This window comes from Scytonema hofmannii PCC 7110 (assembly GCF_000346485.2).
In the GTDB taxonomy this organism is placed as follows: Bacteria; Cyanobacteriota; Cyanobacteriia; order Cyanobacteriales; family Nostocaceae; genus Scytonema; species Scytonema hofmannii.
In genome coordinates this window covers 5,197,783-5,224,459 of record NZ_KQ976354.1, presented here as the reverse complement: position 1 = coordinate 5,224,459, position 26,677 = coordinate 5,197,783, and the positions used below count along the sequence as shown (strand labels likewise).

The 26,677-nt window shown below is 42.6% G+C and carries 26 protein-coding genes and 1 pseudogene; 23 read left to right on the top strand and 4 right to left on the bottom strand.

Going from position 1 to position 26,677, the window contains the following annotated elements; all coding sequences use genetic code 11:
• The first annotated feature begins 24 nt into the window (after positions 1 to 24).
• The 4 genes from WA1_RS60090 to WA1_RS21670 all read left to right on the top strand — a co-directional run bounded on the left by WA1_RS60090 (position 25) and on the right by WA1_RS21670 (position 5,628).
• Positions 25 to 1,872, top strand: coding sequence for a calcium-binding protein (locus WA1_RS60090; RefSeq protein ID WP_017748847.1), 1,848 nt, complete (start codon positions 25 to 27; stop codon positions 1,870 to 1,872).
• 780 nt (positions 1,873 to 2,652) lie between these two features.
• Complete coding sequence (locus WA1_RS21685) at positions 2,653 to 3,426, top strand: hypothetical protein (protein WP_017748849.1); 774 nt, start codon at positions 2,653 to 2,655, stop codon at positions 3,424 to 3,426.
• Positions 3,427 to 4,042: 616 nt separating this feature from the next.
• Entirely contained in the window at positions 4,043 to 4,426 is a 384-nt protein-coding gene (locus tag WA1_RS21675; RefSeq protein WP_017748851.1) for a hypothetical protein, read from the top strand.
• Positions 4,427 to 4,908: 482 nt separating this feature from the next.
• Positions 4,909 to 5,628, top strand: coding sequence for a hypothetical protein (locus tag WA1_RS21670; protein ID WP_017748852.1), 720 nt, complete (start codon positions 4,909 to 4,911; stop codon positions 5,626 to 5,628).
• Between the two features lie 69 nt (positions 5,629 to 5,697).
• On the opposite strand, the gene WA1_RS21665 is transcribed toward WA1_RS21670, so the two are convergent.
• Positions 5,698 to 6,456 (bottom strand): glycosyltransferase, encoded by a 759-nt coding sequence (locus WA1_RS21665; RefSeq protein WP_017748853.1) that lies wholly within the window; start codon positions 6,454 to 6,456, stop codon positions 5,698 to 5,700.
• A 611-nt stretch (positions 6,457 to 7,067) separates the two neighbouring features.
• On the opposite strand from WA1_RS21665, the gene WA1_RS21660 reads away from it, so the two are divergent.
• The 3 genes from WA1_RS21660 (at position 7,068) to WA1_RS21650 (ending at position 10,804) form a co-directional block, all read left to right on the top strand.
• Positions 7,068 to 7,712 (top strand): FHA domain-containing protein, encoded by a 645-nt coding sequence (locus WA1_RS21660; RefSeq protein WP_017748855.1) that lies wholly within the window; start codon positions 7,068 to 7,070, stop codon positions 7,710 to 7,712.
• Positions 7,713 to 7,945: 233 nt separating this feature from the next.
• A complete protein-coding gene (locus WA1_RS21655) occupies positions 7,946 to 9,907 on the top strand; it encodes an FHA domain-containing protein (protein WP_017748856.1) in 1,962 nt (653 codons plus the stop codon).
• Positions 9,908 to 10,081: 174 nt separating this feature from the next.
• Positions 10,082 to 10,804 carry a GDSL-type esterase/lipase family protein gene (locus tag WA1_RS21650; RefSeq protein ID WP_081402913.1) on the top strand — a complete coding sequence of 241 codons (723 nt, stop codon included), beginning with the start codon at positions 10,082 to 10,084 and terminating at the stop codon, positions 10,802 to 10,804.
• A 145-nt stretch (positions 10,805 to 10,949) separates the two neighbouring features.
• On the opposite strand, the pseudogene WA1_RS21645 reads toward WA1_RS21650, so the two are convergent.
• Positions 10,950 to 11,279, bottom strand: a pseudogene (locus WA1_RS21645) (hypothetical protein); the annotation flags it as partial.
• Between the two features lie 276 nt (positions 11,280 to 11,555).
• Here WA1_RS21645 and WA1_RS21640 point away from each other — a divergent pair.
• The 7 genes from WA1_RS21640 (at position 11,556) to WA1_RS21610 (ending at position 18,620) form a co-directional block, all read left to right on the top strand.
• Positions 11,556 to 11,981: a hypothetical protein gene (locus WA1_RS21640; RefSeq protein ID WP_017748859.1), complete on the top strand. Its 426-nt coding sequence runs from the start codon at positions 11,556 to 11,558 to the stop codon at positions 11,979 to 11,981.
• Positions 11,982 to 12,367: 386 nt separating this feature from the next.
• Positions 12,368 to 12,601 carry an AbrB/MazE/SpoVT family DNA-binding domain-containing protein gene (locus WA1_RS21635; RefSeq protein WP_017748860.1) on the top strand — a complete coding sequence of 78 codons (234 nt, stop codon included), beginning with the start codon at positions 12,368 to 12,370 and terminating at the stop codon, positions 12,599 to 12,601.
• On the top strand, positions 12,598 to 13,002 hold the full coding sequence (locus WA1_RS21630) for a type II toxin-antitoxin system VapC family toxin (RefSeq protein ID WP_017748861.1): 405 nt from the start codon (positions 12,598 to 12,600) through the stop codon (positions 13,000 to 13,002). The genes WA1_RS21635 and WA1_RS21630 overlap by 4 nt, the downstream gene beginning before the upstream one ends.
• 244 nt (positions 13,003 to 13,246) lie before the next feature.
• Positions 13,247 to 14,539 (top strand): cation:proton antiporter, encoded by a 1,293-nt coding sequence (locus WA1_RS21625; protein ID WP_017748862.1) that lies wholly within the window; start codon positions 13,247 to 13,249, stop codon positions 14,537 to 14,539.
• Positions 14,540 to 14,818: 279 nt separating this feature from the next.
• A complete protein-coding gene (locus WA1_RS21620) occupies positions 14,819 to 16,999 on the top strand; it encodes a cation:proton antiporter (RefSeq protein WP_017748863.1) in 2,181 nt (726 codons plus the stop codon).
• 10 nt (positions 17,000 to 17,009) lie between these two features.
• Positions 17,010 to 17,597 (top strand): hypothetical protein, encoded by a 588-nt coding sequence (locus tag WA1_RS21615; protein ID WP_272819195.1) that lies wholly within the window; start codon positions 17,010 to 17,012, stop codon positions 17,595 to 17,597.
• Between the two features lie 66 nt (positions 17,598 to 17,663).
• Positions 17,664 to 18,620 (top strand): AMIN domain-containing protein, encoded by a 957-nt coding sequence (locus WA1_RS21610; protein WP_017748865.1) that lies wholly within the window; start codon positions 17,664 to 17,666, stop codon positions 18,618 to 18,620.
• A 67-nt stretch (positions 18,621 to 18,687) separates the two neighbouring features.
• On the opposite strand, the gene WA1_RS21605 is transcribed toward WA1_RS21610, so the two are convergent.
• Positions 18,688 to 19,242: a DUF3172 domain-containing protein gene (locus WA1_RS21605; protein WP_017748866.1), complete on the bottom strand. Its 555-nt coding sequence runs from the start codon at positions 19,240 to 19,242 to the stop codon at positions 18,688 to 18,690.
• Between the two features lie 360 nt (positions 19,243 to 19,602).
• Between WA1_RS21605 and WA1_RS21600 the strand changes: the two genes are divergently transcribed.
• The gene (locus WA1_RS21600) at positions 19,603 to 20,430 is read left to right on the top strand and encodes an ABC transporter permease (RefSeq protein WP_017748867.1); all 828 of its coding nucleotides are present in this window, start codon (positions 19,603 to 19,605) and stop codon (positions 20,428 to 20,430) included.
• Positions 20,431 to 20,641: 211 nt separating this feature from the next.
• Here the strand turns inward: WA1_RS21600 and ndhN are convergent, their stop codons facing one another.
• Positions 20,642 to 21,118 (bottom strand): NAD(P)H-quinone oxidoreductase subunit N, encoded by a 477-nt coding sequence (gene ndhN / locus WA1_RS21595; protein ID WP_017748868.1) that lies wholly within the window; start codon positions 21,116 to 21,118, stop codon positions 20,642 to 20,644.
• Between the two features lie 808 nt (positions 21,119 to 21,926).
• Here ndhN and rplC point away from each other — a divergent pair.
• The 8 genes from rplC to rplP all read left to right on the top strand — a co-directional run bounded on the left by rplC (position 21,927) and on the right by rplP (position 26,674).
• Positions 21,927 to 22,568, top strand: a complete 642-nt coding sequence (gene rplC / locus WA1_RS21590) for a 50S ribosomal protein L3 (protein WP_017748869.1) — start codon at positions 21,927 to 21,929, stop codon at positions 22,566 to 22,568.
• Positions 22,569 to 22,698: 130 nt separating this feature from the next.
• Entirely contained in the window at positions 22,699 to 23,331 is a 633-nt protein-coding gene (gene rplD / locus WA1_RS21585) for a 50S ribosomal protein L4 (protein WP_017748870.1), read from the top strand.
• Entirely contained in the window at positions 23,324 to 23,650 is a 327-nt protein-coding gene (locus WA1_RS21580; RefSeq protein ID WP_017748871.1) for a 50S ribosomal protein L23, read from the top strand. Before rplD ends, WA1_RS21580 begins: the two co-directional genes overlap by 8 nt.
• A 4-nt stretch (positions 23,651 to 23,654) precedes the next feature.
• Positions 23,655 to 24,518 (top strand): 50S ribosomal protein L2, encoded by an 864-nt coding sequence (gene rplB, locus WA1_RS21575; RefSeq protein ID WP_017748872.1) that lies wholly within the window; start codon positions 23,655 to 23,657, stop codon positions 24,516 to 24,518.
• A 91-nt stretch (positions 24,519 to 24,609) separates the two neighbouring features.
• Positions 24,610 to 24,888: a 30S ribosomal protein S19 gene (gene rpsS / locus WA1_RS21570; protein WP_017748873.1), complete on the top strand. Its 279-nt coding sequence runs from the start codon at positions 24,610 to 24,612 to the stop codon at positions 24,886 to 24,888.
• 99 nt (positions 24,889 to 24,987) lie between these two features.
• Positions 24,988 to 25,353: a 50S ribosomal protein L22 gene (gene rplV / locus WA1_RS21565; protein WP_026135259.1), complete on the top strand. Its 366-nt coding sequence runs from the start codon at positions 24,988 to 24,990 to the stop codon at positions 25,351 to 25,353.
• A gap of 21 nt (positions 25,354 to 25,374) precedes the next feature.
• Positions 25,375 to 26,160: a 30S ribosomal protein S3 gene (rpsC, locus tag WA1_RS21560; RefSeq protein WP_017748875.1), complete on the top strand. Its 786-nt coding sequence runs from the start codon at positions 25,375 to 25,377 to the stop codon at positions 26,158 to 26,160.
• An 82-nt stretch (positions 26,161 to 26,242) separates the two neighbouring features.
• Positions 26,243 to 26,674: a 50S ribosomal protein L16 gene (rplP, locus tag WA1_RS21555; protein WP_017748876.1), complete on the top strand. Its 432-nt coding sequence runs from the start codon at positions 26,243 to 26,245 to the stop codon at positions 26,672 to 26,674.
• Positions 26,675 to 26,677: the final 3 nt, after the last annotated feature.

The window sequence follows — 26,677 nt, the reverse complement described above, 5'->3', positions numbered from 1 at the left end:
TCGTGGACTACTTTCCAAGCTGGTTTGGCTAATCAGGCGACTGAATCTACTATCACTAGTAACTATACACACTCTGCTACAAAGTTGTGGAGTGATGTGGCTTTAAATGCGTGGCTCCTAGCCGAGTTGGAAAATCTATCCACAACTAATGAAAGTAGTTCTTTAACAGATAATGATGGTTCCTCAACAAGTGATCGGAATACAAGTTCTTTATCAGAAGATAGCAGCTCCCAAACCGAAGAGGAAATACAGAATGAAGTAAGTTTAGGGTTGACAGGAAGTATATATCACGTAGATGTTAGTTCTGAAAATAATCCTGACCCTAAAAAGCCTCCCACCCCACCATCGAATAATCCATCCGAAAGTCCTGGAAAACCTGGAAACTTTGGAAACCCGAATAATCCATTTGACCCCGGACACAGTACTACCAATGTTGTCGTTTCCCGCGACCCCAACGACATCCTTGGTCCTCAAGGGTTTGGTGCAGAACATTGGGTAACATCTGACCCCTTAAATTACACTATCCGCTTTGAAAACGACCCAGTTTTTGCGACTGCGCCCGCCCAAGTTGTACGCATTACCCAACAACTTGATAGCGACCTCGACTTCCGTACCTTTCGCGTAGGTGACTTCGGGTTTGGCGACACATTTATTGACGTACCAGACAACCGAGCTTTCTATCAAACCCGTCTGGACTTAACTGCTACTAAAGGAATCTACGTAGATGTAGTCGCGGGGATTGATGTTGCTACAGGGCAAGCCTTCTGGGAACTGACATCCATAGACCCCACCACTGGAGTAGAGCCAACCAATCCCTTGCAAGGTTTCTTGCCACCCAACATCACCAAACCTGAAGGTGACGGCTTCGTCAGCTACTCCGTAAAACCTAAATCGAGTGTTGAGAATGGTGCTGTTATTGACGCAATAGCCCGCATTATCTTCGATATTAACGAACCCATTGATACACCAGCGATTTTTAACACCATTGACAAGAGTAAACCCACAAGCACTGTCGGCGCATTGCCAAGTGCGACTAACGACACCAGTTTCTCAGTCAGTTGGTCTGGTAGTGACAATACGGATGGGTCAGCTTTGGCTGGTTTTACTATTTACGTCTCAGACAATGGCGGAGCATTTGTTCCTTGGCTGGAAAACACCACTCTCACCGAAGCTACATTCACTGGCATTGCAGGTCACACCTACGCCTTCTACAGCCGTGCCCGTGACAACGCGGGCAATACTGAAGATGCTCCGAAGAGCGTTCAGACATCCATCACCATCAGTGACGGTACAGATGATGTTCTTCCGATGACCCGAATTGGTATTCCTGGCAGAGATCTTCTCATTGGAAGGAATGGTAACGACATCCTCAATGGTAGAAAGGGCAATGACACCCTCATTGGCGGTGCTCTTAACGATACCCTCATTGGCGGTACGGGAAGAGATACTCTTGATGGTGGCACTGGGGATGACACCTTGCTTGGGGGATCGGGCAATGACACCCTCATTGGCGGTTTTGGCAATGACGTACTTACGGGTGGTGCTGGCGCTGATCTCTTCGTTCTCAACAACCCAAACACTGGAGTTGATAGCATTACCGACTTCTCAGTAGTTGATGATACACTCCGTGTTTCTGCTGCTGGTTTCGGTGGTGGCTTGACAGGAGGTGCTGCCATTACCTCAAGTCAATTTCTCATCGGTAGCGGTGCAGTGGCAGCAACTAACTCTAGTCAGCGATTTATCTACAACACCACTACAGGTGCTCTGTTCTTTGATGCCGATGGTAACCAGACTGCTTTTGGGGCGGTACAAATAGCGATGCTATCAAATAAACCAACAATTGGCACTAGTGACATTTTTGTCACCACTTGATGTAGTTATAAAGCCTGCCCCTTTTTTCTTGCTCATTCGAGACCAAAAAACGTATCATCTACCAGACACGCATATGAAGGGCGCTTTATTGCAAATCAATAGCACAAAATTGATAGCTCTTAGCGCCCTTATTGCAACGGTTGCCCTGATTTACCCTTTAGCCTGACTTTTCACGGCATCTTTTTGGTTTGTAGGATCGCTGCTCAAACCACTGTTCCAAAACCTGATTTCTTAATCATATCTTGTCATTAATTCAATGTTAATGACAATTAGGGAGTTAGGTAAAACTCAGTCTGGAAGTGAGTTTTGAGACTTCTCGTGAAAAGTCAGGACAACCGCCTAGCAGCGAGTAAGGAAACTGCTGATTCTATCAGCATTCTGCGGGTGGCATACAAAGAACCATCGATATTCGCGAGGTTCTAACATAACAGGTTGTGATTGCCGCCCGTAAGGCGCTCTTAAAAATTACTTTATAAATCGCTTTAACATTTTTTATTTGAGCAAAGCCTCTAATTTATTAGAGTTTAGGATGTTTCTAATGCTCATTTCTTATGATTCCAATTTCTGTTTTATAGGAATGAACAAAAAAATATCTAAAATCTTAGAATTTTCCTTGTTTATTCTCTTGTTTTTTTATAAAAAAACTTATCAAAAATTTTCATTAAATAATTAATTTTAAGTATTTTTAGTGAGGCGGAATCTTCTACTCTATTGGAGAATGGAAATATTCAAAAGTGGCTAAAACACTGTAATTGCTCAAAGTAAATAATCCAGATAACAATGTTAAAAATATTTCGTGTAAATTCATGGGTGAGTGCATGCGTTGTTTCCAATTTACTACTAACACTGCTAACACCTTTGACAGCTTATGGAGGAAAGCAACTAAATGAGTCTATTGCTTTCTCATCATGTTTTGGTTTAGGTTTACCAGTAAACACAGATGAACTTCGCAAATATGGAAGTCTGAAAAATATAGGTGATGTTTTTGAAGCTTTTGCCTTAAGGAGCATAGGAATTAGAAAGTACACTGGTCCGATTATTTATTCGTCTTTAAGAGACCGAGAAACCAAAGGTGGGATAAAGAATGTTGAACCAGATGGTTATACAACACTATTTCTACTAATTAAGGATGAGACCACTAATCAGGTAATAAAGCAATATTCATTTCCCAATAGTATAATCTTTGATGCAAAAGCTGTAAATACCAGAATGCCTTACAGCTACTCGGAGCACCAACTTGCGGGTTATATTGATATTTTAAGTAGATCTCCTGCTGCTACAGGAACGCTAAGCAATGGCCAACGTGCTACTCCAAGGCTCGTCTTGTTAACTTCAGCAGATGCCATAGTGGGAGAAAACCTAAAAGAATTTGCTACCCAACAAGGTGTAGCCATATATCAGCAAATAGTTTGTACAAACTTCACAGGTATACCAAAGCTAACAGACCTTATAATGGGAAGACCTATTAATTTAAATCCTAATGTTTACACATCAAAGAGAGCAAAACCTAACAATTTTGAGATTAGATCAATACCTAGCTCTCTATATAAATAGACCTAGCCTTCTCTGACTTATCATGGACTACATTTTTTGCCTACCCCTCAAGAGATTTTTACTGTAAGAGAATGCTAAAAATGAAGAGCTAAGATTCCACAAATCTTAAGAAATGGGTAACTGAGCAATAAGAGTAGCCGACTCAGGAAATCTCAGGCGAAATGCTAGAGGCATTGAAATTGGAACAAAAATGCTGCTAATCCCCTATCCGAATACAGGTAGGATGTTCCTAAGTGTAGAAAACCAAGAAATTGATGTGTTTTTCCATATTAGACGCGCATGGCTATTGCAATGGCATTGTTTGCGGCGTATTTGTTAAGACCATGTTCTCGAAACAGCAGCAAGTAATAAAAATTGACTCAAGCAGTTTCTCACTCAATGCTATTGCAAGCAAGCACAGTCATCAAGTTGCGTGGGCGGTTCGGGAAGTACCCAAACGTATTGCGGAATTGCAATCGACGTGGGAGCAAATGTTGTCTGTTCACCTCAAAAGAGTCCACAACGAAGACAGAGTTGGTAACAGATAGTTAACTGATAAGAGTTGGGTAGGGTAATATGGGAATAATATATGATGCGAAAATTTTTCTCTTAACTGCTTTTGCTGGTAGGTAATCCTATGTACAAGTTATCTAGTGTAGTTTCACTTATTCCTTCGATTTTGATTCTAGTAACAGCTAAAGTAGCTTTTACTCAACAGTCATGGCCAAATCATCTATCTTCAGTAATTCCATCTTCAAATGAACCAGTTTGCTATATGCAGAGAAAGGATGGCACAGTTTTAGATTTGACTAAAGTATGTGGAAAAACAAATGAACAACCCAGTTTAACTAACGAACAACCTAGTTTAACCAACAGTCAAGAAATGCCCGAACAACCTATTGTAGTCTTCTCCAATGACAACTCCCCTGAAATTGCTGCCCTGAAAAAGGAGGTTTGTGAGAGCCAAGGTTACTGTCCAAGTTATTTGCCAGTTGATGTAATGACTATTAAGGAGCAGTGAAAGACTCTTTTTTAAGAGGTTGTGTGTAGTTTGAATTTAATCAAGGGTTACTCCTAAACACGTATTCTGTAACCCTTATCGTATATCGTATATCAAAGCTTACAGGAAATTGTGCTTCTTTGATGTTCCACTTGCTGTGTACCGTATTGTGATTTGAACCATAACGTGACCAAAGGTTATAACTTTGAACCATATGTTGTTGTGACTTAAAGTAAAAAGTGGCAGTTTTAAAACCATAAAGTGGCAGCAGTCAAAAACCTATAGTGTTCGTGTATTTGAGAGATTTTAATGCGTTAGCGAAGCTTAACGAAGTTATCGCTTGCAAATCATGTAGAACGGGAAAATAAGCGTTCTAGCTCCCTTGGCTCTGCCACTTTATACTTTAAAAACTGCCACTTTATCTTTTAAGTTACAGGTTATGAAGTATGTCGTGACCGTTTGGCCAAATTATGGTTCAAATCACACGTATCTTGGAGGTTTAAATGAAAAATTTTGGCAGATACATAATAAATCAAGATGGCGTTTCTATAGAGCAGCGTCGAGGAACCGAAAACATTGACTTAAACGATTACCTAGTTCTTGTCCAATCACCGATTGAGCAAGTGGGACAAGCGTTTATCCAAATGGGACTGGTGGATCTTTGGGAGCGAGATGTATATGCACGCGAAATAGAACTTACAAACAAAAGGAGCTTTATCCTTTTTCAGTTTCAGAGACACCCGTGGACTATAATCCAGTCAAGTAATTTTTTTCCACATACGATTTGGTTAAAAGATGAGTACGCTCTACTAACTTCTATTTGGTTACACACTAAAGCAATTTACTATCAGGTCAGTGATGTATGTGGCCACACTGGATACCATCTTTACAACTGTGGCGAATCTACAGAAAGGCTATACTTCGAGGCAAAAGATTTTGAAGAAGAGATGGATGCAAATAGCAGTATGCGTGAAAACGAGTACAGATCCGAGGAAGGAATCTACCAATTCCGCTCTCAGCTACGTCAGATAAAAGCTGAAGATATTCAAAATGTGGCACGCAATGCCTATGATTTCACTAACCAGTTTTTGCGAGAGCAAGATGCCTATGCTCCTGGCATTTCTTGGATAAGCGACTTTGGAGTTGGTCAGAAAGTTACTGTACGGGTATTAGGTCTTGAACGTAACGATTTTGAACGCATGGACTATATAGCACTAATTTAATGTGTCTGTCAATTTGATGTCATGCGCTTGAAAAGGAACAACAAAAGTTAACAGGAAGTACATTTGCACTTACGCTTTTGGACGCAAGCTGTACCGTCCCACAATTTCTACATCTAATTCATAACGCTCGTTCAGCCCCCGACGCACTAGAGCAAAGTTTATCGCATCCCTTGCTGCCAGTATTTGCTCGACCCGCTTTTGATGGGACGCACTCTCAGAGTGTCGCCGATAGTAGTAGAGGGGTTTTGCTAAGTGTTCTATCTCCGTCACTTCAGATAGTCGCAAACACAAGTCATAGTCTTGAGCTAGTTCAAATTGCTCGTTGATTCCGCCCCCTTGCTCGTAGACAGATCGACGCAGCAGTCGGAAGTGGAAAATCATGAAATCAACCAACAATTGCTCTTTAGAATAGGGAATGCGACAGCGCTGTCCGTATCCCATGATTTTGTTGCGTTCATTGATGACCTGATAGTCGGTGTAGACCAGTCCAATTTCTGGACTATCAGCCAACACAGCAAGCGTTTCCTCTAAGGCAGTCGGTGCCAATAAGTCATCACTGTCTACCCACCCAAAGTAGGGACAAGTTGTTTGTGCGATCGCCGCCTTCAAAGAGCGTGCTCGCCCTTGATGATCTGCTGTTACTACACGCACCCGTGGGTCAATTTGAGCAAAATAACGAGCGATTTCAACAGAACGGTCAGTGGAACCATCATCCCAAATTAACAGTTCAAAGTCGGGGCAAGTTTGTATTAAGACACTCTTAATTGCGGAGGCAAGATAGCGCTCCCGATTGTAGACCGTCATGATGATAGAAATCGATTTTTCCATAAAATCTTTGCTAGGGTACTAACTTCGACTTATTTGAAGCCAGATGTATATTTCATGACTTATTAAAGTGTTGGGATTTCAGACTGTAATTGTCTAAACATCAGATAACACATTATTTAGCTTTGTTATATTTAACCCTGACTTTAGAGTTTATCAACACAATTACGCGGTTAATAACAGTAGTCTTACTTATTTGTCGTCAAAGATTTAGCATCGATTACGTAGAAGCCTCGTTGTTTTATCTAAAACAATCAAGCCATTATGCAATTAGGAAGCAACGATTTCAAAGAACTAGCTTCCCAAGACTCAGTTGCTATTGATTGCTGCGCTCAGAGCGAAAATACTTTAATCCAACTTGACTCCATAAAGTTGTAAAACATAATGATTACCGATTACCTCGTGAAATTTACTGAATTCAAGTCAAGAGCGGGGTTGCGATCGCCTTTAGTCGGTTTGAGTTTGAGTTATATTACGAAACATTTACAAAGTATTGCCCCCTATCTTAAATACTAGACTGACCTTCTAGAAGCAGTTGCTTACTTCTATTAATCGTGTTAGGAATCACACAGCTAGGAATTGAAGTTATTGATTAATATTACGGTGTTGGAAAGATGAACTCACTCACTTTACAGTGGCAGGATGCAGGAAAAGACAAAACTCAGAAAATATACGAACAACAGCAAAGTAAAAATCAAGGTACTGTTCGTATTGGTCGCGATCCAGTTCGATGTGACATTGTACTGAGTCATCCCACTGTGTCAGGGTTGCACGTTGAAATTTACTTTCATTCACAACAGCAAGGCTTTTTTATTAGAAATTTGCGAGAACAGAATCCTCCACTTGTAGATGGACAACAACTGGTTCAAGGTACATTAAGACTGAATCAAGGCAGTAGTATTTATTTAGGGCAGCAACAACTCCACGTAACTGCTGTTTATATCTCCTCAACTAGCAGCGTTCCAGAAACACTTTTAGCCCCACCAAAACCACAGGTAGCAAATTCCCAAGCTGTTACACCAGCAGCAAGGCAAGGACAATATCACCCCCACCAACCTACGCCTCCTGTCAGACAGCAACCAGCAGTCCAAGGACATCACCATCATTTACCGACTCCACCTGTACAGCAGGGATTTTACGGTTTGGAATGTCCCAAATGTCATAAAGTTTCTTCCTCAGAACATTTACAAGTCGGTTGTCCTTGGTGCGGGACATCTTTAGCTGCAGCAATGAGCGTTTTAGTCCCACCGGGTGTTTAGGGAAAGCAGGACAAGGGAGACAAGAAGAATTCTGATTCCCTTCTCGCTACAAGATTACCGATTTTCTTCTCGTCTTTCTTCTCTTCGAGACGCTATGTGCAAAGCACACGCTACGCGAACGCGAACGTGTCCTTTGCGTCTTTGCGGTTCATTTAAATAAGTAATCTTTAGGCGGGACAGGAGTAGTTGTATAGTTTATAACTAAATGATTATTTGCTATTAATTATTAACTAATGTCTAATAATTTACAAATTCAATTAACTTGGGACGATCCTACCACAGGGGAACGACGAGAACCGCGTTTAAATGCACCGATCGCTCTTGGTCGTGATTTTGCTGCCTTACCTGCCGAACTCAATGGACACCGTGTTGCTCGTATGCTGCTGAATAGCAGTCAAGTGTCTCGTTTCCATGTTTTGATTGATTGGGAACAAAGTCAGTTAGTGGTGACTGACCAAAATAGTACTAATGGCACTGTTGTGAACGGTCAACGTCAGACGCGCAGCGTTCTTGCCAGTGGCGATACCGTACAAATCGGTCCCTACATAATTACTGTGACCCTTGCTGTTGCTGGCACACCTGCACCGACTCCTACAGTTCACTCTGCTATCCAGTTCAACCCCAACACCAATCTTCCAGACCCAAGCCTACCTGCTTCCCCACCTGCAACACCATTGGGTAGCAATTTTCCACCATCCGTATTTCAGGAAGAACAAGTTCCCGTGCAAGCGCTACACGCAACGGGGTTACCAGTAGGTGAGAGCGATTATCTTGCAGTTGGGGCTGGGTTAGGTAGCTATATCTGGGTAGATTTACTGAGAATGTCTGGTGTTAGGAGTGAAAATATTGTGGCTTTGGGGTTGGAAAAAGAACCTTATGCCCGATACAAGCGCCTTTGCCTGAATTCCCAAATTCCTTTGCACGAACGTCTGCGTTCAAATTCCGATTCTTGTCCTGATAATATTTGGGGTTGGCCGAGTTATGCTTTACGAGAAGCATGGCATGACTTTTCTCAAGGGAAATTAGACCAATCTTTTCGGTATTTGTGGCAAGTTTTTAATGAGCCAACTTTTGCTGAAACTTATACACCCCGTGCGGGAAATGTCTTTGGTTCTATTGACAGGGAAGCGAAACGCATAGGCTGGGATAAGATTTACCGTCACGGACGGATACGGGCAATTCGGAAAACGGATGATGGTAGGTATTGTGTCGCTTACTCTCAAGGACCGGGAAGCCATGCTTTTCACGTGGCTCGTCATTTGCACTTGGCAACTGGTTATCCAGCGATTCAGTTTCTTCCCGACTTGCAAGCTTATCGTGAGAAGTATCAAGATTTTAAGTCTGTTGTCAATGCTTACGAAGAACACAACCACATTTACGAACAACTGGAAAAAAAAGGTGGGAAAGTCTTGCTGCGGGGACGGGGAATTGTGGCTTCCAGAATTATGCAGCGCATTTATGAAGCACGGCGGAGTAATCGCAATATTACAGTTTTACACTTGATGCGATCGCCCAAACCAATGGGCAATAAATATGAGAAAGCACAGCGTCTTGTCAAGAATCATTACGAATACCAACCGTTCAATTGGCCCAAAGCCTGTTGGGGTGGCGAACTCCGCGCCTTACTGGAAAAAGCCAGTCCCGACGAACGCAAACGCTTGCTAGCAGATTGGGGTGGAACTACCACAGCAGATCGTCATGACTGGCAACGTATTACTGAAGAAGGATTAAGAGAAGGTTGGTATAAAATTGAATTCGGTGAAGTGGAAAAAGTAGAACGGGATACTCAAAACCGTCCAGTCACCTACATTCAAGAAAAGGGTTTTGGGCAAATGACTTTAGAAGCCGACTTTATTGTTGATGCCACTGGGCTAGATGCCAAAGTACAAGTCAACCCCCTCTTAGCAGATTTGGTGAAACATTACAGCTTGCCGTTGAACCATCTGGGAAGGTTATCTGTGGCAAATAATTTTGAAGTTGTTGAAATGCGCCATGGGAAAGGTCAAATCTATGCGGCTGGGGCAATAACCTTAGGTGGTCCCTATGCAGCTGTTGATAGCTTCCTGGGATTGCAATATGCCTGTTTGTGTGCTGTTGATGGTCTTGCTGCTGCTCGTGCGCCTAGCATCAAGCGCTTAAATGCCGTGAGTTCTTTTAGCAATTGGCTAAAGTGGGTATTGAACCAGTCTCCGTAAACTAGATTACATATCATAATTTGTGAGTAAAATAAAAAATTGTAAAGTTTGTGTCAAAAAATCAGTAGTTGTTATGAAGCTACTATAGAAAAATATAGAAAAATTGTCAGTATTGCCATCAATGGTATAGAACTGTATAGAATTCTATAGAGATATAAAATGTAAAATTTTAAGATGCAGATATTTAAAGCACGTTCCCCAATGCATCTGTCAGTTGTACCGAAACTCTGTCAGCCCTTGAAAATCGTAGCGCTAGGAGATAGTTTAGTTTATGGATTTGGCGACCCAGAAGGAGGAGGTTGGGTTGAGCGACTGCGGCGGAGTTGGATGTCACCCGACAGTCCGGGTCACGTTCTTTATAATTTGGGAGTAAGGGGCGATCGCACCCAGCAAGTAGCCCACAGATTAGAAGCCGAGTTTCGCCATCGTGGTGAACTGCGAAACCAAGTTCCCGACTTGATTATTTTATCGGTAGGAGTCAATGATTCAGCGCGGTTAAGTCGTCCTAATGGACGGAATTTTACAGACTTTGCCGTTTTTGAATCAGAAATTGCTGTTTTACTCGATCTAGCACAGCAACTATGCCCGGTTTTATTTGTAGGAATGATGCCAGTCGATGAAGCTAAGATGCCTTTTCTTGACTGCTTCTACTTCAATCATACCGATCAACACCGTTACAAAGAAGCTACTAAAGTTGCTTGTATTGAACGGGGTATTCCCTATCTCGATATTTTCGAGCAATGGATGGAACAAGGTGAAGCTTGGAGGCTGAAGCGAGTCAGTGCTGATGGTCTCCATCCTAATACCTTAGGATATAAGACCTTGTTAGAAGATGTTATGAGTTGGGAAGCGATGAGTGAGTACAATTCTATTTCTGACTACCAACTTGCTCGTTAATAAATTCTCGTAGGTTGGGTTGAGGAACGAAACCCAACATTTATCAACATTTGTTGGGTCAATGTTTTCTTTTAATTCAAATATTTAATAGACTTCTTGCAAAAATCCAAAAAATGAACCGCTGATGCACGCTGATGAAATTTGCTTAAAGAGTAGTTAAAATAGGCAGGAAAGGTTGCAATAGAATCCCCAAAATTTTATCAACTTCTTTAATATAGTACTCCACTGAATCTATATAAACAGTCGTTCTTTCTATAAATAAAAATCTCCAATTAGTTCCGGTAGTAACAGACCCATAGATACGTTCAATCTCCTTGCCTTGACTTTGATTAAATAATTGTGCTGCAACCATTGCTGCAATGCATTGACCGAGACCGCCGTTAATATCTTCTTTTTTTGCCTCAAAAATAAACATTACAGGAGTAGAAATAAATAATTGTTCTTGCGAACCACTGATAATATAATCACAAAATCCGGGGGTCTGAGTCCCCCACAGTTCGAGAGGAGGGTTTTGATCTCACCTTGACAGGGCTAGTAGGGCTAAAGCCCACCACATAAAGCTTTTGTGTGGCGTAGCCCTACCTACGTGTAGTTCAAAAATCAAATAGGAATCCTATAGCAATCTGAAATCATTCGTGAAAAGTTAGATCCCAGACTTCTTAAAGAAGTCTGGGATCTGGACACAGTAAATTGTCACAAATCAAATAAGATTGCTATATAAGCCTTCTTCCCAAACATTTCACTATATATTATGACTCCTACTTTATTTGGTCGGTGGCAAACTCGATTGTTATTACTTGCTACTGTAGGTGTAGTGGTATCTATACCGTTTGCGATTGGTTGGATAGGTTCTTATCCAAGCGCGGTTTATTTTTGGATACTAGCTTATGTCGCTATCTTTGGTTTGGGATGGGATCTTGTATACGACCAAATTCAAAAATACCGTTGGGATCGAGACTGGCCTGCAGCTTATCAACTCTTTGCAGGGATCTGGGAAATGATATTTATCTGGTTCATAGTAGGCATCTTTCGCATCTTACCTATACCTAGTTATCCCCCCTTAGGTGTATTTCTTCAGCATTACAGTGTTGTGTGGTTAGCAGTTTTTTTAGTTTCACAAAGTTTAATGCGGATTATCTTTGTGCGTTGGCGCTTCCGAGGCGGACAGTGGTTGTGAACGAATATCAGAGCGTCTTTGGCTGAGAGAACGGGAAGCTAGACTCGGTTTACAAAACATACTAAATGGTACCAAACTGAGCATGAGTCGCTATGTGAAGAACCGATTAAGAAGGCAGAAGTACGCTCGTCTGAGGGCAGGTATGTTTCCCCACGCTTTAAAGGGGGGATTTAATAAAGTTGCTACGCTTTATTTTGTCTCCATAAATAAAGTTAGGTTTTTAGTTCTGTAATAGTGTATGTTTCCTCAAAATTGCTTATCAATTCTTTTGTTTGGTTCTTCATCGCGATCGCGCTACCATTCGACAGAATTATTTTTAAATTAGCAAGAAATTTTTACAATACAGTAATATGAGGAAATAAGAACGCTTGAACAACAAATACACTATGCGAATTACACCTGACGGTCAGATTACCATCCCTCCTGAAATTCGAGAGGCGCTAAGCATTTCTCCTGACGTAGAATTAGCGTTTGAAATCGAAGGAGATCGCATTTATCTCAAGAAAATACAACCTACTGATAAAATCCTAACCTGGATTGACACCATGCGGGGTTGCGCGGCTGGAAATCTCACCACTGACCAAATCATGACCCTTACCCGCAACGACGATAATCAATGACCGTCTTGGTAGACAGCAACGTTATTCTCGACATTTTTACCAACGATCCCAACTGGTTTGATTGGTCAGCCCTTCAACTGACAACCTATGCCAGTCAAGACCGACTTGCCATTAATCCCATTATCTATGCGGAGATTGCTGTCGGCTTTCCCCAAGAACAGGAACTCATAACTGCATTGTCAGAAGATCTATTTGAACGTCTCCCTTTACCTTGGGATGCAGCATTCCTAGCAGGTCAAAGTTTTCTTAACTACCGCCGTCGTGGTGGCGCAAGAACCTCCCCATTGCCTGATTTCTACATTGGTGCCCATGCTAGCATTGCTAATTTTCCTCTCATTACTCGTGATGTCAATCGCTATCGCACCTACTTTCCCAACGTTAGGCTGATTTCACCTGAATAGCCATGACTAGTGTGGAATGGGAAATACCTATTAACGCTCCTCGTAAAATTAGAGACATTGAAGAATCAGAGAAACTTGCTATTATATGTTAAAAATTATCCTTAGGCACTGTACATTACGCTGTTGTGAAGTTTACAACTGTGATGTCAATTTAAACAATTGGAGTGTCGTGTTTGTTCATCTATGGATGATCCGAAAGCTAACTTGTAGATGAATGGCATGAATTCTCCAAATAGGGAACACGATGTCAAATTTTGAGCTAATTTTAAGGCTATTACTGCAGTTAACAGTAATTTTAGCCGCTTGTCGCATTGTCACGGTTATTGGGCGGCGCTACCTAGGGCAAACGGATGTTGTCTGCGAAATGATCGCAGGTGTTATGTTGGGACCATCGCTTTTTGGTGCGATCGCACCCAGCATACAGCAATGGTTGTTTCCTAAAGTTCCCATCATACTTGCCACTGGAGAAAAAATTCCCAACCCATCAATGTCAATTCTCTTTGCTATCAGTCAAATTGGGTTGGTTGTCTATATGTTTTTAATTGGTTTGGAATTTAACACTGAAATTATTAAGCAAAGGCTCAAGAGTGCAGGTTTAGTTTCTGTAGCGGGGATACTTGTGCCATTTTGCTTGGGCAGTATAGCTGCTTTCTTCCTTGTTAATAGGGGCGATTTATTTAAACAAGGTGTCAGCCCTTGGGCTGCAGCACTATACTTAGGTGCTTCCATGTCAATCACGGCATTTCCCATGTTAGCCCGAATGCTCTACGAACGTGGTATTGCGAAAACTCATTTTGGAACTTTGGCATTAGCCGCTGGTTCCATTGATGATGCAACAGCATGGTGTTTGCTAGCTATTGTATTAGCAAGTATTCACACCAACACAAGTATTGCAGCGTTTGCCATTGGTGGTGGTATTGCTTACGTACTAATGACAACTTTTGTGGCAAGACCTGCGCTCACTATCTTTAATAAGATGGTAAAACGAGATGGTGAATTGACCGTTCAAACTCTAACTTTAGTATTTACACTCTTGATGTTTTGTTCTTGGATCACCGATGCAGTTGGTATTTATGCAGTCTTTGGTGCATTTATTATCGGAACAGCAATGCCAAGAGGTGAGTTTGCAGAACAACTTCGCGAACGCACGGAATTTTTGACCACCTCTCTTTTATTGCCTATATTTTTTGTGTTTTCTGGACTTAACACTCAAATTGGATTGGTTAATACACCGATTCTTTGGGCAATAACAGCTTTAATTGTGGCAATTGCTATTTTTGGTAAAGGTATTGCTTGTATGCTAGCTGCAAAATTGGCAGGTGAAAATTGGCGCGAATCAGCCACTATTGGTGCTTTGATGAATGCACGAGGTTTGATGGAATTAATTATCCTGAATATTGGGTTGGAACAAGGTATAATTACCCCAACTTTATTCACAATTATGGTGATAATGGCAATTGTCACTACACTCATGACATCACCATTAGTTAACTTTTTGTTGCATGGAACAACTTATGATAAATCTCAAATGATATAGCAATTCTGTTCGAGTTGTAAACAAATACTGAGTCTTAAAAACCCGGTATCTTGGAGATACCGGGTTTCGTTATGCCAATCATGGGATATTCAGTATATTTCTCTAAAAAAATAAAATTAAAAATCCCCTGGTTTTAACGGTGGTAACTGTGTCTCAAGAAGAATTAATATTCAAGACTATGGCAACTAATCGCAAAATTGCTGAATAAAGTTGACATCTTTCAGTGATATAAAGAATTATCTTAGGGACATCAGGTTGTCGCTAGTCAGGGAGGAAACCATGCACACAGTTGTTCTCGTTCTACTTGAGGTACTGATTGTTATTGGGCTGTCCAGACTGGTGGGGCTTGCCTTCCGGTGGATTAACCAACCACTTGTTATCGGCGAAATTGTAGCCGGGATTCTTCTCGGTCCGTCTTTTTTTGGTTTGGTTGCTCCGGGGTTAGCAGCTACCTTATTTCCACCAGAGACAGTTCCTTTCCTAAACGTACTATCTCAGGTTGGACTCATCTTTTTCATGTTTCTAATTGGATTAGAACTGAATCCCAAATACCTTAGCGGTAATCTAGAAGTGGCAATCTTGACATCTCACGTCAGTATTTTAATGCCGTTTTCTCTCGGAACGTTGCTTGCAGTACTTCTCTATCCTTTGGTTTCTAATGGTAGTGTTTCGTTTACCGCTTTTGCCCTATTTTTGGGCGCAGCCATGTCAATTACTGCATTTCCCGTACTAGCCCGAATCATCACTGAGAATAATCTACAGGGAACTCGTTTGGGGACTTTGGCATTAACATGTGCTGCAGTTGATGATGTCACCGCTTGGTGCTTGTTGGCAGTTGCGATCGCAGTGGCAAATACTGGTAGCTTTGCCAAAGCTATCCCCACAATCCTCTATTCTCTCGTGTATATTGGCTTCATGGTGACCGTGGGGCGGTCTTTCCTAGAGCGTTTTGCCATCTACTACCGCCGCTCCGGACGTCTCAGTCAATTGGTTCTGGCTTTAATCTACATGGGAGTTGTTGCGTCTGCTCTGATTACAGAACTCATTGGCATCCACTTGATATTTGGAGCATTTTTGTTAGGAGCAATCATGCCCAAAAATGCCGAGCTTGTCAAAGAATTAGCAATCAAAACCGAAGATTTTGTTTTAATCTTCTTGCTACCAGTGTTTTTTGCTTATAGCGGTTTGCGAACGGAAATTGGGTTGCTCAACAGCCCAGAATTGTGGTTACTAAGTTTGACAGTTTTGGGAGTTGCCATCGCAGGGAAATACATTGGAACTTACGTAGCCGCCCGTGTTAGCGGGATAGAAAATCGGGAAGCTTCTGCACTAGGTTGGTTAATGAATACTCGCGGCTTAACCGAACTCATAGTACTTAACATTGGTCTTAGCCTTGGAGTTATATCACCTCTATTGTTTACCATGCTGGTGATTATGGCACTTGTGACAACATTCATGACATCGCCACTGCTTGAGATGACTTATCCTAAGAAGTTAATGATGTTAGATGTACTGGAGCCAGAATCAGAGGAAGTAACAAGCGATCGCGATACCACAACTGATGATATTTACCCCATCTCTTACCGAATTTTGGTACCCGTAGCAAATCCAGGCACCCAAAAAGGTTTGGTACAGTTGGCTGTTGCAATTGCAATGAATTCTCGACAATCTGCGGTTGTTCATCCCCTCAGTTTGATTCAACTGCAAGAAGACTACGCTTTTGAAAGTACTCCTGTAGAAGCAGAGAAGTTAATTACACAGCGCCGCTATCAACTAGAAGAATTGATTGAACGTTTAGAACCTTCCGCTTCACGGTCTTACGTACATCCCATTGTTCGCGTGTCAAATAATGTTGCTAGAGAAACTTCCCAAATCGCTTTACTAGAACAAGCCAACCTCATCTTAGTAGGATGGCATCGCCCAGCTTTTAGTAAGAATCGTTTGGGTGGACGAGTTGGTCAAATTCTTTTAACTGCGCCAGTTGATGTAGCCGTATTTGTCGATCGCGGAGAAGAACGCCTCGAACGTTTGTTAGTACCTTACTCAGCAAATATTCACGATGATTTAGCATTAGTACTTGCTCTGAGATTGTTGGTCAATAGCGATACGCGACGCTTACAAATTTTACAGGTGGTGGGAAATCAGCAAGTCAAAAACGAATTAAGTAATGAACTTCGCAATATCATGGAGCAATTGCCTCGTAGCGTGCGCGATCGCGTTGACATCAAAGTCGTTGAAATTGCAGAGCCGATTCAAGCTGTAGTCGCCGCCTCAGAAAGTGTTGACCTTACCATTGCAGGAACAAGCCGTGCTTGGGGGATCGAACGTCAAACGTTGGGAAGATATACAGATGAATTAGCCATTGAGTGTCGCTCATCGCTGCTGATCACCCGTCGTTACAATCAAGTCACTTCTCACCTCGGACCTATACTGGCAACAGAAGTGACCAGTGATCAGTGACCAGTGACCAGTGACCAGGTCAATAGTCTTTTCCCTATTCCCTACTCCCTACTCTCTACTCCCCAATATGCACCATTTCAACTTAAAATCTTTAGTCTTCTATGGCACAGCGATAAGTTCCGTACTGCTTTTGTTTAAAGTTGTCACAGCTTATGGTGAAAGCAATCTTAAGGCTGCTCCAACGTTAAACAGTCACTACCGTTTAGTGCTTAACGATAATTTGCAAATCTGCAAACAGTCCAATCCCGTAGTATTAAATATTCAGCAGTCAGGCGTTTACTTGAATGGTTCTGTACAATCAGCAAATCTTAACACTAAAATGTCTACAGCTAATAAAACCACCTCTTCTCTGACAGGTAAATTGAATCATCGACAGCTAAGCCTATCAGGAAAAGTGCCTAGAGCCATTCTTTGCCATACTCCCAATGCTGCAACACAACAAAGTCCTTCTTTGAGTTTAGTTAAAATACAAGCTCAACTGACTCCTAAACAGGATTTAGCAGGAACTCTCAGTATGGATGGTAGTTCAGAGGCTATTAACTTGACAGCGACACCTGAAAAAATCCCTGAAAAATCTAACCACTTAAATACCCATTAAGTACAAACTGATGCCATATTTAGAATGATCTACTACTGCTAAGTAAAAGTAAGGAGCATTGAGCGTATGGGTAAGCACAGACCACTTGTATATTACTGCCAGCATCTATTTGGGATTGGCTTGCTTGGCTCGTATGTTGCGATCGCTCTCCATACTGGTAGTAGTTATGCACAGCAAATAGCGCGGTTGGAAGATTGGCGATTCAATCCAGAAGCGTTACAACTAGAAATTTCGCTCTCAGCAGCTTCTCAACCGCGCCAATTTTATCTTGCCCAACCGCCTCGCATTGTTGTCGATTTGCCAGATACCAAACTAGGCAATGTTTCCACTCGACAAAATTATTCTGGCGCAATCCAAAGCATCCGTATTTCCCAATTAAATGCAGATGTAACTCGTATTGTCCTAGATTTAGCTCCTGGATCTCTCCTAGATCCAGCAAGAGTACAATTACAACCTCTGTCTCGGCAAGCCAATCGTTGGGTGTTACGTCCTGCAATTTCTAGTAACAATACTTACTTACCTCCGGGCGACTTACCTCCTTCACCTGGAAATTTTCCACCAACAACTATTAACCCACCATTCTCAGAAAATCTACCACCTGGTATTTATCCTCCACAACCATCAGGTTCTTTAGCGCCTGGTATTTACCCTTCACAACCATCTGGTTATTTACCGTCTGGTATTTATCCTCCACAACCAGCAAACGATTTCACACCAAATATCTATGGTGCGCCACCATCTTTGAATGCGCCCTCTGAATTTACAAATTTACCCCCAACAACCAACTACTCTCCCCAAGCACCGTTTGTCCAAGTTCCACCTTTAGCACCCAACAATCCTTATCAAGCACCGAATTCTAATCTTCCGTCAGCTTTTTTTCCAAATCAACCCAATAATTACAACAATACCCCACGTTCAAGAACACCAAATTTTCCAGTTCCCAGTGCGCCCAACTATCCTTACGGCGCTGATGCTCCTGAGGTCATTGATTTTGGTCAACCATTTCCCAAAATTCGTAATTAATTGTTAATGGCTAATGGCTAATTGTTATTTTATTAACCACTAACCATTAACCACTAACCACTAACCATTAAAACCTTTCTGTTTCTAGAGTTGGTGCTGCAGCACCTGGATTATTGAGGAAAAAGTTTTTCGCATCATCATTCTCGTAGGTGCAACTAATATCAGGTTTATCACCGTTTAAGTCACCAACGAATGCGAAATGATTCAGGCGATTTTTACATTCTCTCACCTGATCTCCTGACACCAGCTTCCTTTGCTCTAAAATAGCCCAGTTACTAGAACGCAGAACGCATCCAGGACGCATACTAGGCTGACCAACGTAGACTTTAAATGGGTTGAGAGTGACAAACAGCCGGGTATCCATCACCATAGCGCTAGCTCCATACTGAACGCAAAGTTCGGGGTTGGGTGCTCTAGTATCAATAAATTCTCTACTAGCTACGTTATTGGGAGTAAATGTTGCTGTGGAGCTAAAAGCAATACCAATCCCAATGCCCAAAACAAACACCCCTGCCAAAATTGCTATGGTGGTGACATTAAATAAGGGAGATTGAAAAATAGAAGATTTAGGGGTAGTAGGTCTGGGAGGGGTAGCTGTTCTACCAGAAGATTTACGTCTCATAGTGATTTAATTAACGTTATGTTTTAGACAGTGGGGAGGGGTTGTGAATTTACTCCCTCTTTTAGTATGGCTAGTCGTGACAGTATTTGCCCGTCTATAGCAATCCTATTTGATTTTTAAAATACACGTAGGTAGGGCTAAAGCCCACCAACTAAAGCTTGCGGTGGGCTTTAGCCCTACCTACGGTACTTAAAGTTTTTCATAAATAATTTAGGATTCCTATAGATATATATTGTTCCTTGTGAAGGCAAGATCGGCAAATCTTTCAAAGATTAATACCTTCTGTTACCTAATGCAGTTGATGTATTAAAAATTTTAAACTAAAAGTTATTAAGAAAATCTTACGTTTACAAAAATCAAGTGGCTACTCAACAAGTGCTTTTCTTAGGCAGGGGTTTCAAATTTTCGCAACTTCAAACGCTCGTAGCAGATAGTCTCACAATTTTTTGGGGGGATTGGCTGGAACTACGCGCACGGGTTGTACAAATTGCTTCATCAGGACTTATATCTCCCTTGATATACATTCTAGCTTTTGGTTTTGGATTGGGTAACTCAATCAAACCTGGAGCGGGGATAAGTGGTAGTTTTGATAATTACTTGGAGTTTATATTGCCAGGAATGGTAGCGCTGTCATCAATGACGGTCAGCTTTGTTGGAACAACGTTCTCTATATGTGGAGATAGACTCTTTACGAAAAACTTTGAGGAATTATTGCTTGTTCCCGTGCATCCTCTGGCGTTACACACAGGTAAAATGCTGGCAGGCGTCCTGCGAGGGTTGATGACTTCGCTAGGTGTGATGGTGGTAGGTATTGCGTTTAGTGGTAACTGGCGTTTTCTCCATCCACTGTTTTTGCTGATACTACTTTTAAGTTGTTCTGTGTTTGCGGGTTTGGGTGTTATTGTGGGGTTAACGGTGAAGTCTCTTGAAGCAGTAGGGCTTTACAACAATTTTATTATTATCCCTATGTCTTTCTTGGGAGCAACATTTTTTGACCCCAGTACTTTACCAGCTGCGTTCAAAGTGGTGGTTTACTTGTTACCTCTGACCTACGCCAGTATTGGATTGCGTGGAGCGACTTATTTGCCATTGTCTCAGTTTCCATGGTATTGCATACCGATTCTGTTAGTGATGGCGATCGCTCTTTCGTTTCGTGGTGCTTATTTGTTTTCTCATCAGCAAGATTAATTTTGAACCGCACGCTTCTGGAACTTTGCCACAATCAGTTAATTGATGCAAGTGTGGCATTGTGAGGGGAGTAGGGAGGAGGAATAGTTTTATGGTTTCCCTTGTCCCCTGCGGCTTCGCTAGCTAGATCCTCACGGAGGAGCGCTCACAACGCTCGTTATGAAAATCCCTCTTCCCTACTCCCTACTCCCTACTCCCCACTCCCTATTTTCTAGACAGCTACCAGAGTTTTTTCTAAAGGCATCCAACGGAAAGCGCGATCGCCTCCTCTCTCAATGATGACTTTAACGCGTGGTTCTATACTAGGTAAAGTTGCCAAGAACTCGACTTCTTGATCTGAAAGAACAGACCCTTCAATAATCCACAACACCAAACCTTTGGATTTTGGTGGAAGTTGTTCTAGCTGAGAGCTAACAATTGGTGGCAAGTAGTACACATAACCTACTGCTGCACCACTACCCGTGCTTTTTTTACCGAGATGTGGAGGTCGAACACCATGAACTTTCGTGAGATAGGCAGCTACATCTCCCAGTCCCTTTGCAGTCAAATTGAGGGCAATATAGCCTGCTGCACGCAGTCGGCGTCTGTACCGACCTTCAAAACCTCCTTCGAGAGGTACGTACACACCGAGAGCACCATGCTTCTCCAAATCGCGGATTAAACCGTTGCCAGTGGTAATTAATGCCATAGATTATTCTTTATCCTATCCCACTTTGATATCTCTATTATCTGTTATTTAGGGAGTAGGGAGTAGGGAGTAGGGAGTAGGGAGTGGAATTGGTCACTGTAAAAAATTTGTAGACAAATATAAATCTGTACGCTATACTATCGGATCGTGACATTTAGTAGAATCAGGTAACTATTCTATTGGCATTTCCGGATAGTTTTGTCATCAAAATTGGTGACAATCATCCAAATAGGATAAACTAGTAAGGATTGGTCAAAAGACTGGTAAACTGGATAAACTATGCTAAGGGTCAATTGGTTGAAAAACCAAGGTTATCCTAGGGTACATAGTACACTCAGTTCTTAGCCTTGAAAAAGACCGCAAAAATCTCAAACAAGTGTTTGAGGTGAGCAGTAAAGAAAAAACTGAGCAGTAATGTTTGTTTGTGGCATTGCGTGAGTCTCAGTTGATGGATACTGGGTAGATTGCTACCTAAGTCTTACTACTGCAATGAAAGAGTGCCGAATCAACTGCTTAAATAAAAGCGTTGCTGCACGAAAAGCAAAGCTCTCGTGCCTTGCATTTAATCCAGAAATGAGTTCTTCCACTATGGAAGATAATTCTGGCTGTGTGGTGAAAACAAACAGAATCGGATTCACCGAACAGTAGGGACTGTTGTGAAGACCCAAAGAAGTTGTAACTGTGACACCTAGCAGATTCGACTTCAGAGGTCAGCCCAAAAAAGCTGCAAATGCTTATCTGGGCATATATACAAATGTCTAAAATCCGATGTTAACGAAAAAAAGTTAAGTAAGGAGAGCCAGTAACTGTGTCTGTAGGTATTCTCGGCACCAAACTGGGCATGACCCAAATATTTGATGGTGATGGAATTGCTATTCCTGTAACTGTTATCAAAGCGGGACCATGTACCGTTACCCAAGTCAAAACAAAGCAGACCGACGGTTACTCCGCCATCCAAGTGGGTTATGGCGAAGTAAAGCCAAAAGCACTGAATAAACCACTGTTAGGACATTTGGCTAAGTCATCTGCCCCAGCAGTGCGTCATTTGCATGAGTATCGCATAGATAACTCTAGTGATTATTCTCTAGGTCAAGAGCTTAAAGCAGATATTTTTAGTGCAGGTCAAATAGTAGATGTAGTTGGTACAAGTATAGGTCGCGGTTTTGCTGGCAACCAAAAACGCAACAATTTTGGTCGAGGACCAATGTCTCACGGTTCTAAAAACCACAGACAACCAGGTTCAATCGGTGCTGGTACGACTCCCGGTCGTGTCTATCCTGGAAAGCGGATGCCAGGACGGTTGGGAGGAGATCGAGTCACAATTCGCAAACTCACTGTAGTACGAGTAGACTCAGAACGTAACTTATTGCTGATCAAGGGAGCTGTTCCTGGGAAGCCCGGAGCTATTGTAAATGTTCTTCCGGCAACCATAGTTGGTAAAAAATCATAAGTCCGTCATTAGTCATTGGTCATTGGTCATTAGTCATTAGTCATTAGTCATGATTTCGGACGAAGGACAAAAGACAAAGGACAAAAGACACTCGTACAAAGGACAAAAGACAAAGGACAAAGGACAAAAAATGTTTGAGTGTGTAGTCAAAAATTGGCAAGGAGAGCAAGTCGGACAAACAACGTTCGACTTGAAAGTAGCCAAGGAAAAAACAGCGTCTCACATCGTTCATAGAGCTTTGGTGAGACAAATGGCTAATGCTCGCCAAGGAACAGCTAGTACAAAAACTCGTTCGGAAGTTCGAGGAGGCGGTCGCAAACCTTGGCGGCAAAAAGGAACCGGTCGAGCTCGTGCTGGATCTATCCGTTCACCATTATGGCGCGGTGGTGGTGTGATCTTTGGACCAAAACCCAGAGATTTTGAAATCAAAATGAACCGCAAAGAACGGCAATTGGCACTGAGAACAGCATTTGCTAGCCGGATCGATGATTTGATTGTGGTAGAAGAATTTAGCGATCAAATGCAACGTCCTAAAACAAAAGAGTTGGTAAGTGCGATCGCTCGTTGGGGTGGGTCTCAAGAAAGAAAGACTCTGTTAATCTTGGCGGAACGCAAGGAAAACGTATACTTGTCAGCCCGGAACGTAGAAAATCTCAAGCTCATTCCAGCAGATCAACTCAACGTTTACGACTTACTCCATGCTGACAAAATTGTTGTGACAGCGCAAGCTTTAGAAAAGATTCAGGAGGTCTACGGTGGCTAAGATACCTCAGGAGTTTGACCTCCGTAAGCTCCCCGATCTTATACGTCGTCCAATTCTGACTGAAAAGGCGACTATCTTAATGGAGCAGAACAAATACACTTTTGAAGTGACGCCAAAAGCGACCAAACCAGAAATCAAAGCGGCAATTGAAAACTTATTTGACGTCAAAGTTGTAGGAGTCAATACCGCATTACCACCACGCAAGAAGAAACGTGTTGGTAAATTTATAGGTTTCAAACCCCAATACAAGCGAGCTATTGTTACAGTCGCAGCTGGGGATGTAGAGAAGATCAGACAAGTTTTATTCCCAGAGGTTTAAGAAAATGGGTACTCGTTCTTTTCGCCCTTATACCCCCAGCACTCGCCAGGTCACAATTTCTGACTTTTCGGAAATTACAAAAAGCGAACCAGAAAAGTCTTTAACCAGATCGATCCATCGTGCAAAAGGTCGGAACAATCAAGGACGTATCACCACCCGTCATCGAGGTGGCGGACACAAACGTCTCTACCGCATCATTGACTTTAAGCGGGATAAGCGTGAGATTCCAGCTAAAGTCATAGCAATTGAATACGACCCCAACCGCAATGCACGAATTGCGCTGTTGCAATACGAAGATGGCGAGAAGCGTTACATTCTACAGCCCAATGGAGTAGGTGTAGGTAGAACAATTATTGCCGGACCAACTTCGCCTATCGAAGATGGCAACGCTTTACCCCTAGCTAACATTCCCTTGGGTACTAGCGTCCACAACGTAGAGTTAAAGCCAGGTAAAGGCGGTCAAATTGTTCGGGCTGCAGGTGCTACAGCTCAGGTTGTGGCAAAAGAAGGTAATTACGTAACTCTTAAGTTGCCTTCCACCGAAGTCCGGATGGTGCGCCGTGAATGCTATGCCACTATCGGGCAAGTTGGTAACCTCGACGCCAGAAACCTCAGCGCAGGTAAAGCTGGTAGAGTTCGCTGGAAGGGTCGCCGTCCTCAAGTCAGAGGTAGTGTGATGAACCCAGTAGATCACCCTCATGGTGGTGGTGAAGGTAGAGCACCTATTGGTAGATCGGGTCCTGTCACCCCTTGGGGTAAACCCGCTTTAGGTCTCAAGACTCGCAAACCCAAGAAAGCCAGCAGTAAGTTGATTGTACGTCGCCGTCGTAAGTCATCCAAGCGCGGACGTGGCGGACGTGAATCATAAAGAGTTAGTGGTTAGTTGTTTGTTGGTAGCTACTAACCACTAACCACTAACCACTAACCACTAACCACTAACCACTAACTATTGTTAAATTATGGGTCGTTCTCTAAAAAAAGGTCCCTTTGTTGCGGATCATCTTCTAAACAAAATTGAAAAACTTAACGAAGCCAACAGAAAGGAAGTTATTAAAACTTGGTCGCGGGCTTCAACAGTTTTACCCCTCATGGTTGGTCATACCATTGCCGTTCATAACGGACGTCAGCACGTTCCTATCTTTATTAGTGACCAAATGGTGGGACACAAATTGGGCGAATTTGCACCCACTCGCACTTTTAGAGGTCACTCTAAGAGTGATAAAAAATCAGGGAGATAAAAGAATTTTAGATTTTAGATTTTGGATTTTGGATTGAATCTAAAATTCAAAATCCAAAATCCAAAATCCAAAATCCAAAATTTTTTGATGGAGAAAATTATGGCAACTGATACTACTGAAGTAAAAGCGATCGCCCGCTTTATACGTATGTCTCCCCTAAAAGTGAGGCGCGTACTAGACCAAATTCGGGGACGCTCGTATAGAGAAGCACTGATTATCTTAGAATTCATGCCCTATCGAGCCTGCGAGCCAGTACTAAAAGTACTTAGAAGTGCAGCAGCTAACGCGGAGCATAACGCTGGCTTAGATAGAGCCGATTTGGTAATCACTCAAGCTTATGCAGACCAAGGTCCTGTGCTGAAGAGATTTCAACCTAGAGCACAAGGTCGGGCTTACCAAATTCGCAAACCAACGTGTCATATCACTGTAGCTGTAGCTGCTGACCCCAACGCAGCAAAAGATTAAGAAATTTTAGAGGAAGCATTTGTGGGACAGAAGATACATCCAGTCGGTTTTCGTTTGGGAATTACCCAAGAGCACCAATCCCGTTGGTTTGCAGACCCTAACCGCTATCCAGAACTTCTTCAAGAAGATCGCAAACTGCGTAAATATATAGAAGAAAAACTGGGTAGATCTGCTCAAAACAACGCCGGAATTTCTGAAGTCCGGATTGAGCGCAAAGCAGATCAGATCGATCTAGAAGTTCGCACTGCTCGACCAGGCGTAGTCGTGGGTCGAGGTGGACAAGGAATCGAAGCTTTGCGGACAGGGCTTCAACAACTGTTAGGCAGCAATCGTCAGATTCGCATTAACGTTGTTGAAGTACAGCGAGTCGATGCTGATGCTTACTTGATTGCCGAGTACATTGCTCAGCAGTTAGAACGTCGGGTTTCCTTCCGGAGAGTCGTTCGCCAAGCTATTCAACGCGCTCAACGTGCAGGAGTACAAGGCATCAAAGTTCAAGTCAGCGGTCGCCTCAACGGTGCAGAAATTGCTCGGACAGAGTCGTCTCGTGAAGGTAGCGTTCCCCTCCACACCTTGCGAGCTGACATTGACTACTCTTACTGCACGGCTAAAACCATCTACGGTATTCTTGGCATTAAAGTTTGGGTGTTTAAAGGAGAAATTATTCCCGGACAGGAAGAAACTCCACCACCACAAGGATCTCGCGATCGTGACCGAGGAGATCGTGACCGCGATCGCGATCGTCCCCCTTCTCGCCGTCAAAATCGCCGTCGCCAGCAATTTGAAGACCGTTCTAACGAAGGGTAAATGGCTAATAGCTAATGACTAATAGTAGCAATTAGCAATGAGCAATTAGCAATTAGCAGTTAGCAATTAACAATTGACAAATATGTTAAGTCCAAAAAGAACTAAATTCCGCAAACAACAACGCGGGCGGATGAGCGGACAAGCCACTCGCGGAAGTAGCCTTAACTTTGGTGATTTTGCTCTCCAAGCTTTAGAACCCGCTTGGATTACCTCCCGGCAAATCGAGGCTTCTCGTCGAGCAATGACTCGTTATATTCGTAGGGGCGGTAAAATCTGGATTCGCATTTTCCCTGACAAACCAGTTACCATGCGTCCAGCAGAAACCCGTATGGGTTCCGGTAAAGGATCTCCAGAGTTTTGGGTAGCTGTCGTGAAACCGGGCAGAATTTTATTTGAAATTGCTGGTGTAACGGAAGAAATTGCTCGTGAAGCAATGCGACTGGCGGCTTTCAAGTTGCCAATTAAAACGAAGTTTATTAAACGCTCTGAACAAGAGCAACAGCAGGAGGTGTAGGTT

What these genes read in the sequence shown, in the direction of transcription:
- WA1_RS21630 (WP_017748861.1), top strand. Translation starts at nt 12,598, where the DNA reads ATGACCGTCTTGGTAGACAGCAACGTTATTCTCGACATTTTTACCAAC.
- WA1_RS21655 (WP_017748856.1), top strand. Translation starts at nt 7,946, where the DNA reads ATGTCTAATAATTTACAAATTCAATTAACTTGGGACGATCCTACCACA.
- WA1_RS21620 (WP_017748863.1), top strand. Translation starts at nt 14,819, where the DNA reads ATGCACACAGTTGTTCTCGTTCTACTTGAGGTACTGATTGTTATTGGG.
- WA1_RS21650 (WP_081402913.1), top strand. Translation starts at nt 10,082, where the DNA reads ATGCAGATATTTAAAGCACGTTCCCCAATGCATCTGTCAGTTGTACCG.
- WA1_RS21670 (WP_017748852.1), top strand. Translation starts at nt 4,909, where the DNA reads ATGAAAAATTTTGGCAGATACATAATAAATCAAGATGGCGTTTCTATA.
- WA1_RS21660 (WP_017748855.1), top strand. Translation starts at nt 7,068, where the DNA reads ATGAACTCACTCACTTTACAGTGGCAGGATGCAGGAAAAGACAAAACT.
- rplP (WP_017748876.1), top strand. Translation starts at nt 26,243, where the DNA reads ATGTTAAGTCCAAAAAGAACTAAATTCCGCAAACAACAACGCGGGCGG.
- WA1_RS21635 (WP_017748860.1), top strand. Translation starts at nt 12,368, where the DNA reads ATGCGAATTACACCTGACGGTCAGATTACCATCCCTCCTGAAATTCGA.
- rplB (WP_017748872.1), top strand. Translation starts at nt 23,655, where the DNA reads ATGGGTACTCGTTCTTTTCGCCCTTATACCCCCAGCACTCGCCAGGTC.
- rplV (WP_026135259.1), top strand. Translation starts at nt 24,988, where the DNA reads ATGGCAACTGATACTACTGAAGTAAAAGCGATCGCCCGCTTTATACGT.
- WA1_RS21685 (WP_017748849.1), top strand. Translation starts at nt 2,653, where the DNA reads ATGTTAAAAATATTTCGTGTAAATTCATGGGTGAGTGCATGCGTTGTT.
- WA1_RS21640 (WP_017748859.1), top strand. Translation starts at nt 11,556, where the DNA reads ATGACTCCTACTTTATTTGGTCGGTGGCAAACTCGATTGTTATTACTT.
- rplD (WP_017748870.1), top strand. Translation starts at nt 22,699, where the DNA reads ATGTTTGAGTGTGTAGTCAAAAATTGGCAAGGAGAGCAAGTCGGACAA.
- WA1_RS21625 (WP_017748862.1), top strand. Translation starts at nt 13,247, where the DNA reads ATGTCAAATTTTGAGCTAATTTTAAGGCTATTACTGCAGTTAACAGTA.
- rpsS (WP_017748873.1), top strand. Translation starts at nt 24,610, where the DNA reads ATGGGTCGTTCTCTAAAAAAAGGTCCCTTTGTTGCGGATCATCTTCTA.
- WA1_RS21675 (WP_017748851.1), top strand. Translation starts at nt 4,043, where the DNA reads ATGTACAAGTTATCTAGTGTAGTTTCACTTATTCCTTCGATTTTGATT.
- WA1_RS21665 (WP_017748853.1), bottom strand. Translation starts at nt 6,456, where the DNA reads ATGGAAAAATCGATTTCTATCATCATGACGGTCTACAATCGGGAGCGC.
- WA1_RS21605 (WP_017748866.1), bottom strand. Translation starts at nt 19,242, where the DNA reads ATGAGACGTAAATCTTCTGGTAGAACAGCTACCCCTCCCAGACCTACT.
- ndhN (WP_017748868.1), bottom strand. Translation starts at nt 21,118, where the DNA reads ATGGCATTAATTACCACTGGCAACGGTTTAATCCGCGATTTGGAGAAG.
- WA1_RS21610 (WP_017748865.1), top strand. Translation starts at nt 17,664, where the DNA reads ATGGGTAAGCACAGACCACTTGTATATTACTGCCAGCATCTATTTGGG.